The organism is Pseudomonas sp. W2Aug9 (assembly GCF_023127755.1).
Lineage (GTDB): Bacteria > Pseudomonadota > Gammaproteobacteria > Pseudomonadales > Pseudomonadaceae > Aquipseudomonas > Aquipseudomonas synxantha_A.
In genome coordinates, this window is record NZ_SPKL01000016.1 from 23,349 (window position 1) to 36,062 (window position 12,714).

At 61.5% G+C, this 12,714-nt stretch carries 15 protein-coding genes; 6 read left to right on the forward strand and 9 right to left on the reverse strand.

The window, feature by feature from the left end; all coding sequences use genetic code 11:
• Both E3O56_RS12925 and E3O56_RS12930 read left to right on the forward strand, forming a co-directional pair.
• A partial coding sequence (locus tag E3O56_RS12925) for an FAD-dependent oxidoreductase (RefSeq protein WP_248128378.1) occupies nt 1-1,007 on the forward strand: 1,007 nt, incomplete at its 5' end.
• A gap of 14 nt (nt 1,008-1,021) precedes the next feature.
• On the forward strand, nt 1,022-2,053 hold the full coding sequence (locus E3O56_RS12930) for an ABC transporter substrate-binding protein (RefSeq protein ID WP_032876340.1): 1,032 nt from the start codon (nt 1,022-1,024) through the stop codon (nt 2,051-2,053).
• On the opposite strand, the gene E3O56_RS12935 is transcribed toward E3O56_RS12930, so the two are convergent.
• Nucleotides 1,998-2,705, reverse strand: a complete 708-nt coding sequence (locus E3O56_RS12935) for a nicotinamidase (RefSeq protein ID WP_228309748.1) — start codon at nt 2,703-2,705, stop codon at nt 1,998-2,000. The genes E3O56_RS12930 and E3O56_RS12935 overlap by 56 nt on opposite strands.
• 127 nt (nt 2,706-2,832) lie before the next feature.
• Entirely contained in the window at nt 2,833-3,606 is a 774-nt protein-coding gene (locus tag E3O56_RS12940) for an L-iditol 2-dehydrogenase (RefSeq protein ID WP_248128379.1), read from the reverse strand.
• A 242-nt stretch (nt 3,607-3,848) separates the two neighbouring features.
• Here E3O56_RS12940 and E3O56_RS12945 point away from each other — a divergent pair, with 242 nt between their 5' ends.
• The 3 genes from E3O56_RS12945 (at nt 3,849) to E3O56_RS12955 (ending at nt 6,936) form a co-directional block, all read left to right on the forward strand.
• Nucleotides 3,849-4,778 carry an AraC family transcriptional regulator gene (locus E3O56_RS12945; protein ID WP_248128380.1) on the forward strand — a complete coding sequence of 310 codons (930 nt, stop codon included), beginning with the start codon at nt 3,849-3,851 and terminating at the stop codon, nt 4,776-4,778.
• Nucleotides 4,779-4,939: 161 nt separating this feature from the next.
• The gene (locus E3O56_RS12950; RefSeq protein ID WP_005787604.1) at nt 4,940-5,890 is read left to right on the forward strand and encodes a nucleoside-specific channel-forming protein Tsx; all 951 of its coding nucleotides are present in this window, start codon (nt 4,940-4,942) and stop codon (nt 5,888-5,890) included.
• 14 nt (nt 5,891-5,904) lie between these two features.
• Nucleotides 5,905-6,936 (forward strand): purine nucleoside permease, encoded by a 1,032-nt coding sequence (locus E3O56_RS12955; RefSeq protein WP_228309746.1) that lies wholly within the window; start codon nt 5,905-5,907, stop codon nt 6,934-6,936.
• A gap of 47 nt (nt 6,937-6,983) precedes the next feature.
• Here the strand turns inward: E3O56_RS12955 and E3O56_RS12960 are convergent, their stop codons facing one another.
• The 6 genes from E3O56_RS12960 to E3O56_RS12985 all read right to left on the reverse strand — a co-directional run bounded on the left by E3O56_RS12960 (nt 6,984) and on the right by E3O56_RS12985 (nt 10,316).
• Nucleotides 6,984-7,943 (reverse strand): zinc-binding alcohol dehydrogenase family protein, encoded by a 960-nt coding sequence (locus E3O56_RS12960; protein WP_032876348.1) that lies wholly within the window; start codon nt 7,941-7,943, stop codon nt 6,984-6,986.
• A 28-nt stretch (nt 7,944-7,971) separates the two neighbouring features.
• Entirely contained in the window at nt 7,972-8,145 is a 174-nt protein-coding gene (locus tag E3O56_RS12965) for a DUF1427 family protein (protein ID WP_005787598.1), read from the reverse strand.
• A gap of 69 nt (nt 8,146-8,214) precedes the next feature.
• Nucleotides 8,215-8,991, reverse strand: a complete 777-nt coding sequence (locus E3O56_RS12970) for a helix-turn-helix transcriptional regulator (RefSeq protein ID WP_032876350.1) — start codon at nt 8,989-8,991, stop codon at nt 8,215-8,217.
• 116 nt (nt 8,992-9,107) lie between these two features.
• The gene (locus E3O56_RS12975) at nt 9,108-9,278 is read right to left on the reverse strand and encodes a metallothionein (protein WP_032803483.1); all 171 of its coding nucleotides are present in this window, start codon (nt 9,276-9,278) and stop codon (nt 9,108-9,110) included.
• A gap of 89 nt (nt 9,279-9,367) precedes the next feature.
• Nucleotides 9,368-9,823 carry a DMT family transporter gene (locus E3O56_RS12980; RefSeq protein WP_032876352.1) on the reverse strand — a complete coding sequence of 152 codons (456 nt, stop codon included), beginning with the start codon at nt 9,821-9,823 and terminating at the stop codon, nt 9,368-9,370.
• A 4-nt stretch (nt 9,824-9,827) separates the two neighbouring features.
• The gene (locus tag E3O56_RS12985; protein WP_078821085.1) at nt 9,828-10,316 is read right to left on the reverse strand and encodes a DMT family transporter; all 489 of its coding nucleotides are present in this window, start codon (nt 10,314-10,316) and stop codon (nt 9,828-9,830) included.
• 117 nt (nt 10,317-10,433) lie between these two features.
• Between E3O56_RS12985 and E3O56_RS12990 the strand changes: the two genes are divergently transcribed.
• Nucleotides 10,434-11,411 carry a LysR family transcriptional regulator gene (locus E3O56_RS12990; protein ID WP_032876356.1) on the forward strand — a complete coding sequence of 326 codons (978 nt, stop codon included), beginning with the start codon at nt 10,434-10,436 and terminating at the stop codon, nt 11,409-11,411.
• Here E3O56_RS12990 and E3O56_RS12995 read toward each other — a convergent pair.
• Nucleotides 11,368-12,687, reverse strand: a complete 1,320-nt coding sequence (locus E3O56_RS12995; RefSeq protein ID WP_005787588.1) for an Nramp family divalent metal transporter — start codon at nt 12,685-12,687, stop codon at nt 11,368-11,370. The two genes, E3O56_RS12990 and E3O56_RS12995, sit on opposite strands and share 44 nt — an antisense overlap.
• Between the last annotated feature and the right edge of the window lie 27 nt (nt 12,688-12,714).

A 12,714-nucleotide genomic window follows, 5' to 3' on the forward strand; every position in this document is an offset into this window, starting at 1 on the left:
AACGGGATTTTTGTGGCTCGCACTCCAGCGGCGTCAATTATGGCGGCGTGCGCCGCCAGGGCCGGCCCTTGCATCAGTTACCGTTGTCCCAGCGCGCCCATCAACTGTGGGCCGACTTGCCAGGCTTGATTGGCATTAGTGGCGAGTACGTGCGCTGCGGGCATTTGAAGCTGGCGCGCAGCCCGGCAGATTTTGCTGCGTTGCATGCGTATGCCGAACAAACCCGTGGCTTCGACCTGGGCTTGCAGCTGTTGGATCGCACTGAGTTGCGCGGGCGTTTCCCCTGGGTGGGCGACGTGGCAGTGGGTGCCTCCTTGTGCCCGGAAGACGGACATGCCAACCCGCGACTAGTGGCCCCTGCCTTCGCCCGTGCCGCCCTACGCCACGGCGCCGAGGTGTACGAGCAAGCCGAAGTGATCGGCATCGAGTACAACAGCCAACAGTTCCAGGTGCACTGTGCCAATGGCTTGCATCTGCAAGCCCCCTGGCTGCTCAACTGCGCCGGTGCCTGGGCCGGCAGTGTCGCTGCACAGTTTGACGAGCCGGTACCGATTACCTCGGCGCACCCGGCGATGCTGGTCACCGAACCACTGCCGGTGGTGATGACTGTCAGTACCGGTGTCGAGGGCGGAGGGATCTATGCGCGGCAAGTCGCCAGGGGCAACTGCATCCTCGGCGGCGGTCGCGGCTTTGCCCTCGGCCCACAGCAAGCCAGGCCAGGTCAGGCCGCGCTGCTGGAAATTCTGCGCAATGCCAGCGAACTCTATCCATTTCTCAAGGGTGCCCAGGCGATCCGGACCTGGAGCGGCACCGAAGGTTACTTGCCCGATCACGAACCGGTGATCGGCCCCAGCAGCACCCAACCTGGCCTGCTCCACGGTTTCGGCTTCGCCGGCGCCGGGTTCCAGCTCGGCCCCGCAGTCGGCGAAGCCCTGGCAGAGATTGTCTGCGCAGGGGCCAGCCGCCAACCCATCGAAGCGTTTTCCATCCGTCGTTTCCAAGCCTGAGAGGAAAAACATCCATGCACTCACGCATCGCTTTATCCTGCTTGTCCCTCGCCTTGCTCACCGGCACCGCCCATGCCGCCCCCACGCTGTATCTGGGCATGAACGGCGGTACCATGGAACGGGTGTACGCCGACAAGGTGCTGCCCGCCTTCGAGAAAGCCAACAACGTCAAGGTGGTGATCGTACCCGGCACCTCCTCGGACATCCTTGCCAAGGTCCAGGCCAACAAGGCCAACCCGCAGATGCACGTCATGTTCCTCGACGACGGCATCATGTACCGCGCGATCTCCATGGGCCTGTGCGACAAGCTCGCGCCAAGCCCGACCCTGGAGCAGATCCCGGCCAAGGCCAGAATCAAGGACGAAGCCGTGGCCGTAACACTGGGCGTCACCGGCCTGGGTTACAACGCCAAGATGTTCAAGGACAAGGGCTGGTCCGCACCCACCTCGTGGATGGACCTGGCCGACCCGCGTTTCAAGGACAAAGTGGTGTTCCAGTCCCTGGCCTCCTCCACCTTTGGCCTGCACGGTTTCCTGATGTTCAACCGCATACAGGGTGGCGATGAAACCAATGTAGAACCGGGCTTCAAAGCCTGGCCTACGAGCGTCGGCCCCAACGTACTGGAATACATCGCCAGCTCCGCGAAGATCTCCGAGATGGTGCAAACCGACGAAGCCGCACTCTTCCCCCTGACGCCGACCCAGGTCGCCACGCAGAAGCTGTTGGGCATCCCCATGGAATATGCGCAGCCCAAGGAAGGCGCGGTGGTTCTCAACGTGGCCGAATGCGTGATCGCCCGCAATGACCAGCCGGAACTGGCGCAGAAACTCGCAGCGTTCTTGCTGACCGCCGAGGCCCAGGCGCCGGCGCTGGAGGACGGCGACCAGATCCCGTCGAACCCGACGACGCCCACCACCGAAAAGACCCGGGCACGGGTGGAAGCCATGCAGGGTTACTTGCAGACGGCGATTTCAATTGACTGGGACCAGGTTAACCAGGCGAGGCCGGAATGGAATGCGCGGTGGAGTCGCTCGATTGAGCGTTGAGGCTTGAGCGCTGCGCAATCGCGGCCAGTTCATCGCGGGTGCTACTGATGACAGCACCCGCCTTGAGCAACTCATTGACCGCCTGCACACCCCCCTCCTCGCTGATGCTGCGGCACGCCGGCAGGTGCAGGACCACTTGCAATCCGGCCTTGAGCAACTGCAACGCAGTGGTCTTGACGCAGTAGTCCAAAGCCAGGCCGCCGACGATCACACGCACCACCCCTCGGGCCTTGAGGTACTCGATGACGCCGGTGGACAGTTTGTCATGCAGGTCGTGGTAGCAGGCGCCATAAGGGTGCAGGTCGGGTTCGACGCCCTTCCAGATGAAGTAGTCATAGTCATAAGGCGCTGGCAGTTCGTCGAGCAACGTGAAGCCTTCGGTACCCGGCACGCAGTGGCTGACCCAGGTGACATCGGCGTGGGCAAGGCCAGTGGGCTGCAACATCTGGCTGTGCTGCGCAACCACCCAAGGGGCATGCGGGGTGTGGGCGTCCTTGCTGCCGATGCGATGACCGGCGAGGCTGGCCATGTAGTTGAGTTCGGCGCCAATGCGGTCGCCACCGACCACCGGCAATTCGTTGGGGCACAAAGGCGTGAAGCTTTTCTGCGCGTCGACGTCGAATGAGGCGATGGCGGTTTTCGCAAGGGTCATGGTGATTCTCCGGTGGCAGGCCCCAGGTGACGGAGTGTCAGTCACTTTATAGATGGCTGGCAACACCACCATGGGGGCAAGTCGAATTGTCGCACCGACCCTCCCATGTTTTTAACGGTGCATGGCTTCAGTTCATCCAGTTGCCGCCATCCACGTTGTAGGTCTGGGCCACCACATAGTCGGCTTCCTTCGACGCCAGGAAGATCGCCATTCCGGTCAAATCTTGCGCCGTGCCCATGCGCCCGAACGGTACCTCATCCCCTACCCGCTTTTTCTTCTCGCCAGGTGCCAGCCCCTCATGCCTGGCAAACAGTGCATCAACTGCGTCCCAGTGCTCGCCGTCCACTACGCCCGGAGCGATGGCATTGACGTTGATGCCCTGCTTGATCAGGTTCAACCCCGCCGATTGCGTCAGGCTGATCACCGCCGCCTTGGTCGCACAATAGACTGCTACCAACGGCTCACCCCGCCGTCCGGCCTGGCTGGCCATGTTGATGATCTTGCCGCCATGGCCCTGGCTGATCATCTGCCGGGCCGCGGCTTGTAGCGTGAACAGGGTGCCGGCGACGTTGATCGAGAACAGCCGCTCAAAGCTGTCGCGGGTAATGTCGATAATAGGTGCCAGGTCGAACAGCGCAGCATTGTTGATCAGGATATCCAGCTTGCCGGCATGGGCCACGACCGCGGCGATGGCGGCGTCGATGCAAGCTTGATCGGTGACGTCCATCGCCACAGCAAAAGCCTGGGGGCCCAATTCGGCAGCGGTGGCCTGGGCGCGTTGCAGGTTGATGTCGGCAATGGCAACGGTAGCGCCTTCAGCAATATAGGCCTGGGCAAATGCTCGGCCGATACCCCGCGCCGATCCGGTGATCAACGCGCTTTTACCTTCGAGTCGTTTCATCGCGGTGTCCTGTAAAAATGAGTTCGGGTCGCCGGCACATTGCACCTGTTGTTTTTGTGGGCGTGCCTCGATTACAGCAGCTCGGCCTGGCCCTCACAAACGACTGGCGACTGCGCGGCTGATACTTTTTTAACCTCAAGCCCAGGATCAAAAAAGTACCAGTGCAAGGCAAAACCGGGGTAGCACACTGATTGCCGGTGCGCGTATTTTGAGTCCATTGCACAACGACAAGAGGCAGCACCGTGCCCATCAGCCGCGCCAGCCCGTTCGAGCACCGCCCTGCGGAGCTTGAAGTGATCCTGCCCGAACCGGAGCATGGTTTTCGCTGGTTCGAACATGACTATCCCTATGAGCTGGCGCGCTGGAACCACCACCCCGAGTTCGAGATTCACCTGATCCGCCAAGGCAGCGGCAAGCTGGTGGCGGGCGACTATATTGGTGCGTTCAGCGCCGGTCATGTCGCGTTGATCGGTCCTGACCTGCCCCACGACTGGATCGGCGACCTGGCGCCGGGCGAATACCTGAGCGGCCGCGACGTGGTGCTGCAGTTCGACGGCGCCGCCCTCCTCGCCCTGCGCACCACCCTGCCTGAGCTCGGCGATCTACAACCGTTGTTTGAACGGGCGCGATGCGGCCTTGAATTCAGCGGCGAAGCAGCAGCGAGTGCGGCACGACTGATGGAGGCCATCGGCAGCGCCCATGGCCTGCAACGCCTGACCCTGTTCCTGCAGCTGCTCGACACCCTGAAGAACGCCTCGCCCACACAGGCCAAGACCCTGGCCAGCCCGTACTACGCACCCACCCTGGATGCGCGCAGTGCCGATCGCATCAACAAAGCCTTTGATTACCTGATGCGCGAACTGACCGGCGACGTGCGCCTATCGGACATTGCGCGGCAATTGGAGATGAGCGAGCCGGGCTTCTCGCGTTTTTTCAAGCGCAACACCGGCCACGGTTTTATCGACCTGATGCGCAAGTTCCGCGTGCAACGTGCCTGCCGGTTGTTGTTGCAAAGCCAGATGTCGGTGGCGGATATCTGCTTTGAAGTGGGCTACGCCAACCTGTCCAATTTCAACCGCCACTTTCGCATCGAAATGCATCAGACGCCGAGCGAATACCGGCGGCAGACTGCACTGCATGTATTCAATCCCATAGCCAGGATCGCTCGCTGATTTCTGACCAAAGCGTCGGCTAATTCGCATTTTTTCCAAACAGTTCAAGCCATTGACACAAGTTGGTACAGCCTGTGCAAACGTTTGCGGAACGAACTTGGCTGCCAAGTTCAGCCCTACCCGATGAATCGGGCTAAACCGTGTACGAATAAGGACTTTCAATGCATCCCACCTCTAAGCCTCGTGCTTGCCTTGGTGTTTCCCTGCTACTGGCCGCCGTTACGGGAGTACTCAGTGGCCCCATTTTGGCGCAACAAAAGCCCGTCGATGATTCAGCCCAGGGCGAAACCCTTAGCCCTGAGGCCAGCCCACCGGCGAAAAAAGGCGTTTACCTGTCGGAGTGGTTCAACCAGGACCTGACGCTGATCGGCAGCAAAGACATCAGCTTCGGCCCCAAGCCTCAGGACGATGTCTACCTGGAGTACGAGTACTTCGGGCGCAAGGGGCCCTTTGAGCTGTACGGCTATATCGACGTGCCGAAGATACTCACCATCGGTAACAGTAATGACAAAGGTGTATGGGACCATGGCTCGCCGGTGTTCATGGAGCATGAACCGCGGATCTCCATCGACTACCTCGCAGGGCGCAGCCTGGCGATCGGCCCGTTCAAGGAGTGGTATGTGGCCTTTGACTGGATCTACGATCACGGCAGCCATAAGGAAAACCGCGCCAACACCCTGTACAGCGGCCTGGGCACCGATATCGACACCCACTCGCGGGTCAACCTGTCGGCCAACTTTTATGGCCGCTACCAGTGGGAAAACTACGGTGCCAGCAATGAATATTCCTGGGATGGCTACCGCGCGCAGATGAAGTACATCGTGCCCATCGGTAAGTTCGACAACGGTGCTTCGCTGACCTATATCGGCTTTACCAACTACGACTTCGGCTCGGACCTGCACAAGGACAACCCGGCGCGCACCGCCAATTCCCTGGTGGCTACCAACGTGTTGCTGTACGCGTTCACCCACCTGCGCTTTACCCTGGTGGGTCGCTACTTTCACAACGGTGGCAACTGGGAAGACGGCAGCGAGTTGAATTTCGGCGAAGGCAACTTCCGCGCCCGCTCTGATGGCTGGGGTTACTACGCCGGCGTGGGTTACCAATTCTGATCAAGGAGCTGTACATGAACGCACTGACTCGTATCTCGCTGGCCGTCGGCCTCGCCCTGCTGCCCCACGTAGTGCTGGCGGATAACCCCGCACCGATCAAGCCCAAGGTGATGTTGATCACCATGTTCGCCCCCGAGGCGCAAACCTGGATCGACCGCCTGGAACTCAAGCAGGAAGTACGCGTGCCGGGGCTGTCTGCCGAGTACCCGGTGATTCGCTGCAACACCCAGGACGTGTGCCTGCTGGTAACCGGCATGGGCCAGACCAACGCCGCTGCGTCGACCCTGGCCCTGGCCTTGTCGCCCAAATTCGACCTGCGCCAGAGCTATTTCCTGATCGCCGGTATCGCCGGTATCAGCCCCAAGCACGGCACCATCGGCACCGCCGCCTGGGCCCATTACCTGGTGGAGTTCGGCACCCAGTGGGAGCTGGATTCACGGGATGCGCCCAAGGACTGGCCGACCGGTTATATCGGCATCAACACCAAGGGGCCCAACGAAAAGCCACCGCTGGACTACAAGACCGAAGTATTCGAGCTCAACCCCAAGCTGCAAGCCAAGGCGTTTGCCTTGTCGCACAAGGTGGAGCTGACCGAGAGCAAAGAATCCGCCGCCTGGCGCAAGCACTATCCCGACGCCCCGGCCAACCAGCCGCCGCAAGTCACGCGCTGCGACACGCTGGCGGGCAATACCTGGTTTTCCGGCACCCGCCTGAGCGAACGCGCCGAAGTCTGGACCAAGTTGCTCACCGACAATAAAGGCGAATACTGCACCACCCAGCAGGAGGACAACTCCACTTATGAAGCCCTGCTACGCGCCAGCCGTGAAGGTCTGGTGGATATCCAGCGCCTGGCCGTAGTGCGCGCAGGCTCCGATTTTGATCGGCCTTATCCGGGTTACAGCGAGGTCGACAACTTGCTCAAGTATGCGGACCAGGGTGGCTTTGTACCGGCACTGGAAAACCTGTACCGCACGGGCAACCCGCTGGTGCAGGCGATTGTGAAGCAGTGGTCGGCGTGGGAAAAAGGCGTACCCGAGGCCGAGTAAAGATCTGAAGTGGGAGGGGCTTACCCCCTCCCACATTTGAGGCGATGTCACGGCAGCAGGATGAATTTGTCCGGGCTGCCGCTGTTCACTTGCTCATAACACTCAACTCCATCAGCCAACGCCACTTCGCGCAGGCCGGTGGGCAACGGCAACAACCCCTCATCAAAGAACCGCCCGAACGCCCCTAACATCACCGCACATTGCTCACAGCTATAGAGCAAAGAGTTGACGCCTACCACCGTCCCCCCCTTGCGATACAGCGCCAGAGCCGGCAGTTGCACGTGGCCGTCGACCGGCGCGGCAATGATTGCGATACGGCCGAAAGGCGCCAACCCCGCCACTGCAGCGGGCAGCCAGAAACCGCTGGTATCGAAGATCACCTCGGCGCCGCCCTTGAACACGGCGTGCACTTGTACGCCCAGTTCCTGCGGTTGGCCCAGGGCAATCGCCTCCACGCCTTGCGCCTGTAAGACATCCACCTGATCAGGGCGACGCACCGCTGCCAGCACCTGCGCACCACGAAGCTTCGCCAGTGCCAACGCCGCGCTGCCAACGGCACCATTGGCGCCGATCACCAGCAACCGCGTGCCCTTGCCCACACCACTGCGTTCCAGCGCATCCCAGGCCGTGGTATACGGCACGCCAAGGCTCGCGGCCTGGGTGAAGCTCAAGTGACCGGGCTTGGGCACCACGCCTGTGGCCAATACCCGAAGGTATTGGGCATGGGAGCCGTCAGCAAAAAAACCCAGGTCGCGACCGGTGCCCCAGACTTCCTGACCGAGCAAGGCTGGCGGACCTTCGACCACCACCCCGGCAAAATCACGCCCGGGAATGCGCGGCAGCGTGGTGTAGGGAAACCGGCCGAGTACGTTTTTCACATCGCTGGGGTTCAGACCGGCGGCTTTAACCTGGACCAGCACTTCATCGGCAGACGGTACGGGCGTGGCAACATCGACCAGGCGCAGGTCGGCGAGGTCGCCACTGGCGCTAAATTGTAGTGCTTTCATTAAAGGCATCCGTCGAAGAAGAAAAGGATCAGGACAACCAACCGCTGACCAACTGCCGCCCCATGGGCCACAACTGTTCGCCGAGCAGCATGCCCATCAGCCCCACCAGAGCAATGGCCGGCGGTGCGGGCGAACGGAAGCCCAGCGCGCCGTAGATCACGCCGACAAACAGGCCGATGGCCAGGGAAATCAGATAGTTCATGGAGGCTAGACCCAGTTGATTGATGGGCTCAGCTTAAAGCGCGCCTGAGGTCGGCATCGGCCAAGTGCTTCAGGATTTCGGCCAACCCGCGTACTGCGAAGGCGATACACCCAGTTCACGGCGGAACATGTCGCTGAAACTGCTGGGCGAATACCCCAGGGCACGAGCAATGCCGCTCACCGACCGGCCCTGGATCAGTTCCGCCGCCGCCGTCGCCAACTGCACTTGGCGCCGCCACTGCGCGAAGCCCATGCCCAGGTGGTTCTGGAACAACCGCGCCAGGGTGCGCACGCTGGCACCGACAGTTTCGGCGTGCTGCTCGAAAGGGATGTCCAGGGACGGCGCAGCCATGACCGCCCGGCATACACTGCTTAGCCGACGATCAGTCGCCACCGGCATGACGATACGGATTTGCGAGCGGCGTGCCCGTTGCAGCTCCAACAGGACCAGGCCAACGAGCGCCTCGTAGTAGCCGGCATCGGCGTGATCGACCTGCTCCACTAACGTCACGATCAATTCACGCAATAACCGGCCCACCTCAATCACCTGCACCTGACTGTCCAGCGTCGCCGCCAACGCCGGGCGCAGGTAGATGTTGCGCATCTGCAAGTCGGAGACAACACGGATGCCGTGTTCGACTCCCGGCGGCAACCACACGGCGCGCTGCGGCGCAACTATCAGGGCTTCACGGGGCGTCTCGACCCACATCACGCCGCTCATCGCATAGAGCAACTGGCCCCATTCATGGCGATGGGGTTCCACATACAACCCACGCGGGTACGTGCGTGCCAGGGGCTGCACTGGGACGGCTTGATCACTGAGGTCGGGGGGCGCGGCCAGGGCCATGGCGGGTATATGTCAATCAAGGGAAAGGCGACCATGGTAAAGACTGGCCGCCGACAAGCGAACTGTTTTTACTCACCCGGCAGGCCCGGGTTGTCCGAGCCTGCAGGTAGATCACGTCAAGTGCGGGCCGACTTGGCGCACTCACAGCCGGTCGCGGCGGCGCAGGGCTCACCGTGGGCATGGTGCTCGGCACAGCCTTGGCAGCAATAACCCTTACCGTCCTTCATGATCGCATCGGCACCCAGTACGCATTTGCAGTGTGGGCAAGCACAGGTTTTATCTGGCATGGTCAGACTCCTTCTTCATGGTCGTCCCGGTGCAGCGAACGCCACACCTTAAGCAGTGACTCCACGCAGAGCGCCAAGGTTCAGCGCCGTCAGTCGGCCGCCCGGGTATTGCTGCGGTACATGAACACCAGTGCCAGCGCCAGGCACAGCATCGCCACGATGCGGCTGCCCGACAATTCGATCGCCGGGTTGCCCAGCCAGCCAAAGTTGTCGATCAGCATGCCCATGCCCAACTGCCCGACAATCACCGCCACCGTGGCGACCGCCGTGCCAACCACAGGCACCGCGCCGACCATCACCAGCATGTACACCACGCCGAACAAGGCGCCGGTCAATTGCCATTTCGGCACATCCAGCAGGCTGACGGCCTGGGCCGGCTCGAAGAAAAATATCAACAACGCCGTGGTGAGCGCACCGACGGCAAAGGTCAGCAGGCTGCTGCGCAATACGCCTACCGTCTGGCCCAGGCGCCCATTGATCGCGGCCTGCACACTCAACACCGCCCCTGCCGCAATCACCACCACCAATAACAGAATCAGATTCATCGTCTTACCCTCGTGCAATCAGAACCAGCGCCGCCACAATCAACGCCAATGCAATCCAGCGCTCGCCATTGACGCGCTTGCGCGCCGTGCCGAACCAGCCGAAGTGGTCGATCAACACACTCTTGCCCACCTGCCCCGACAAAATCGCAATCATGGTCATCGCGATACCGATATGGGGCGTAGCCAGCGTCAACACCACCACGTACATCGGCCCCAGGAACCCGCCAATCAACTGCCAACGCGGCAGTTCGGTGAACGCCGGGCCCTTCTGCGGGCCGCTGAACAGCAGCAGTAGAAGGAGAATCGCGGTGCCGACGCCAAAGATGCTCAAGGTCGCCCACAAATGCCCGACCTGCGCGCCCAACGGCCCGAGCAGGCCAGCCTCCACCGACAGGCCCATGCCCGCCAGGATCACCAACGGCAACAACAGCAACCGCAGAAAATTTTTGTTAGGTCTGGCCTGCGCCACACCTTCGATAGAACGTGCCTGCATGGATCACCTGCGCATCAACAAAGAAAACATGGCGCGCATTATCCGGTGGCCGTCCTGTGCGATAAATGGGAGCATGCAAACAACACCTTTGCGCAACACGCACAGCCAGGAGAGATGATGCAGGGTTTGAATGAGCTGAGTTTCAAGGCGCTGCGCCTGTTCGTCGCCGTGCTCGACCATGGCAGTTTTTCCGAAGTGGCCCGCCGAGAAAGCCTGGCACCCTCCTCCATTTCGCGGCAGATTCAACTGATGGAACAGGCCCTCGGCCAGCAATTGCTGTACCGCCACACCCGCGCCGTAAGCCCCACCGAAGCCGGGCGCCTGCTGGGGCGTCACGCGCGGCTGGTATTGGAGCAGCTGGAAACGGCGAACCAAGCCCTGCAGGAACAAGACAGTGAGCCCAGCGGACTGGTGCGTATCAATGCGCCGATGGTATTCGGCCAGCGCCACCTTTCACCGTGGTTGGGGCAACTGTGCCGGCGTTACCCGAAGCTGCAACTGGATATCCAGCAAACCGATACCTTCGTCGACCCACTGCAAGACGGCACCGACCTGCTGTTTCGCATTGGCGTGCTCAATGATTCGGGTATGCAGGCACGCATCTTCGCGCCCCAGCGCTTTCGCATCGCCGCAAGCCCCGCCTACCTGGCGCAACACGGCACGCCGCGCCACCCCGACGAACTGGTCGACCACCACTGCCTGGCCTACAAAGGCATCACGGGCCAGCAACGCTGGTTCTTCCGGCGCGGCCAAAGTGACTGGACCTCCTACAGCGTCAAGGGCCCGATCACCGGCAACCACGCCGACACCCTGACCCACGCCGCCGAACAGGGCCTGGGCCTGGTGGTGTTTCCGTCCTGGCTGATTGGCGAAAGCCTGCGCGCCGGCAGTTTGCAGGCTGTGCTGACTGAATATGAAGTGGCGACCACCCTGGAGCCCCAGCAGATTGCCGCACTGTGGCCGGGCAGCCGGAGATTGTCGTTGAAAGTGCGTACGGTGATCGACTATTTCGTGGAGTGTTTTGGGACGGTGCCGTATTGGGATCGGCAGATCAAAACAACCACTGCCCAATCAACCACGCATTCGCCCCACTGATCACCGCGAACAGGAACCACGCCAACAGCCGCGTGGGTAATCGATTGACGAAAGGCCCCATCAACTGCTTGTCACCGGTCATGCGAATCAGTGGATACAGCGCGAACGGCAACTGCAGGCTGAGTACCACCTGGCTGAGAATCAGCAGCTTGCCGATGGCATCGTCGCCCATCAGCCATACCCCAAGGAACGCCGGGATCAACGCCAGTCCGCGAGTGATCAGGCGGCGTTGCCAGCAGGGTATGCGCAGGTTCAGGTAGCCCTCCATGATCACTTGCCCGGCAATGGTGCCGGTAAAGGTCGAACTCTGCCCAGACGCCAGCAACGCGATACCGAATAGGATGCTGGCGAAGGCGCCACCTACCAGTGGGTCGAGCAGATGATAGGCGTCCTGGATTTCCACCACATCGGTATGGCCCGTCTTGTAGAACGCCGCAGCGGCCAGCACCAGGATCGCTGCGTTGACCAACAGTGCCAGAGCCAGGGAACCGATGGTGTCGATACGCGCCAGCTTGACCGCGTCCTGCTTGCTCGCCAGGTCCTTGCCGATCAGGCGCGTCTGCACGATGGAGGTGTGCAGGTAGAGGTTATGGGGCATGACCGTGGCGCCAAGGATGCCGATCGCCAGGTACAACGGCGCCGCGTCGCTGATCGCCGACAGTGAAGGCGTGAAACCGCTGAGCACGTCGGGCCAGTAGGGTTTGATCAGCACCAGTTCGATAAAGAAACACACGCCGATGGTCGCCACCAGCGCCAGCATGATCGCTTCAAGGCGGCGGAAACCGCGGTTTTGCAGGGCCAGGATCAACAGCGTGTCGAAGGCGGTGATGACAATGCCGGTGGTCAGCGACACGCCAAGCAGCAGGTGAAACGCCAGGGCGCAACCGAGCACTTCGGCAAGATCGGTGGCGATGATGGAGATTTCCGCCAGCAGCCACTGGGTACGTGAGGAGCGCTTGCTGTAACGCTCGCGGCACAGCTGCGCCAGGTCCTTGCCAGTGGCGATGCCCAGCCGTGAGCACAGGCACTGCACCGCCATCCCCGCAAGGCTGGCCAGCAGCACCACAAATAGCAGGCTGTAGCCGTAGCGTGAACCGGCTTCAATGGCGGTCGCCCAATTGCCCGGGTCCATGTAGCCAATGGAGATCAACAAGCCGGGGCCGGCGAACATCAACATGCGTTTGAAAAAGGACGCCTTGGGGTCAACGGCAACAGAGCCGGCCACTTCCGGCGGGCAGAACGGAGCGGTAGCGATTTTCGGCAGGTTGAATTTCACGCGCAATTCCAGACAATACACTAGACT